This window comes from Polaromonas sp. P1_E1_2, from assembly GCF_056406035.1.
This window is the reverse complement of sequence record NZ_JBFUAZ010000752.1, coordinates 1-1,741: the sequence shown is the minus strand read 5'-3', so window position 1 is coordinate 1,741 and position 1,741 is coordinate 1. Positions and strand designations below refer to the sequence as shown.

Sequence of the window (1,741 nt, the reverse complement as noted above, 5' to 3'; positions counted from 1 at the left end):
AGCATGGCTAATCAGTAGCCTGCAAAACGGAGACCTGCAAATGCCTCGACGCAATCTCAACGACCTTCTGGCCTTCGTCACCGTGGCGCGCCAGGGCAGCTTCACCCGGGCCGCCGCCACGCTGGGCGTGACCCCGTCAGCGCTGAGCCAGGCAATCCGGGGGCTGGAAGAAGGCTTGAAGATCCGGCTGCTCACACGCACCACACGCAGCGTCGCGACGACGTCTGCGGGCGAGCGGCTGATGAAGGCGATCGGCCACCGCTTCGACGAGATTGAGTCGGAACTCGACGCCTTGACCGATCTGCGCGACAAACCTGCAGGCACCGTGCGCATCACCTGTGGCGACCATGTGCTGCAAAGCGTGCTGCTGCCCAAGCTCGCGCCACTGCTTCGCGAGTACCCGGACATCAAGCTGGAGTTCGACGTGAACTATGGTTTTCGCGACATCGTGGCCGACCGTTTTGATGCCGGCGTACGCCTGGGAAACACGATCGACAAAGACATGATCGCCGTGCCCATCGGCCCGCCGCTGCGCATGGCGGTAGCGGCTTCACCCGGTTATTTTGCGGTCCATTCCATCCCCAAAACACCGCACGACCTCACCGCACATCACTGCATCAACCAGCGCATGCCTACTTCCGGCGGGCTTTACGTCTGGGACTTTGAGCGCCGCGGTCGGCAGGTCAATGTCCGGGTGGATGGCCCGCTGATCTTCAACACGACACCGCCGCAGGTCGACGCGGCACTGGCGGGGCTGGGCATCGCCTTGCTGCCGGAAGACGAACTGATGGCGCACATCGAAGCCGGGCGGCTCGTGCGCGTGCTGCAGGACTGGTGCCCAAAATTTTCCGGCTACCACCTGTACTATCCCAGCAGGCGCCAGCCTTCACCGGCCTTTTCGCTGGTGGTGAAAGCGTTGCGGGTGAGTGGATCCGGTAGATAAGATGGTTGGCGTCCTCGTGTGGCGAAGCCGAACAGACTTAAAAGTAATTAACAAACGACGAATAGGTAGTTCGCTTGGCACGGCGGCACTCCTACATTTATGGGCTGACCGGCGTCCCAGGGCGCAGATGAGAAAGATGAAGATGACAGCGACTTTGACTCCGAACGACCGTGCCGATGTGTCGGCAACAACGCATGGCCCCTCCTCCATCGAGATCCGGCCTTTTGACGCCCCTCTGGGCGCCGAGGTGCTGGGCATGGATCTGTCCACGCCGCTCACCACAGCGGACTTCAGCCGCATCCACCGCGCCCACCTGGACCACCACGTGCTGGTCTTTCGCGATCAGCGCATCACGCCGCAGCAGCATGTTGATTTCAGCCGCCGCTTTGGGCCGCTGCAAATTCATGTGCTGAAAAACTTCCAGCTGAAAAACCACCCTGAAATCCTGATCGTTTCCAACATCAAGGAAAACGGCGAACCCATCGGCCTGGGCGACGCCGGCCATTTCTGGCACTCTGACCTGTCCTACAAAGACAAACCCAGCCTGGGCTCATTGCTGCATGCCCAGGAGCTGCCCTCCGAAGGCGGCGACACGCTTTTTGCCAACCAGCACACCGCCTGGGACACCCTGCCCGACGCGTTAAAAACAGCCGTGCAGGGCCTGCGCGCCGAACACACCTACCTCGCCAAATACGAAGAACTGCGCAACCGCAACCCGTGGCGGCCCAAGCTCACACAAGAGCAGGTTGAAGAGGTCAAGCCGGTGGTTCACCCGGTGGTGCGCACCCACCCCGAAAA

General features: G+C 61.4%; 2 protein-coding genes. Both read left to right on the top strand.

Annotated features, from left to right (window positions below):
- Positions 1-40 precede the first annotated feature (40 nt).
- Entirely contained in the window at positions 41-943 is a 903-nt protein-coding gene (locus AC1D1P_RS22500; protein ID WP_477674518.1) for a LysR family transcriptional regulator, read from the top strand.
- Positions 944-1,085: 142 nt separating this feature from the next.
- On the top strand, positions 1,086-1,741 hold a 656-nt coding region (locus tag AC1D1P_RS22495; protein ID WP_477674517.1), incomplete at its 3' end, for a TauD/TfdA dioxygenase family protein.

Excerpts from the sequence above, each read along its gene's own strand:
- AC1D1P_RS22500 (WP_477674518.1), top strand. The coding sequence starts at position 41 with ATGCCTCGACGCAATCTCAACGACCTTCTGGCCTTCGTCACCGTGGCG.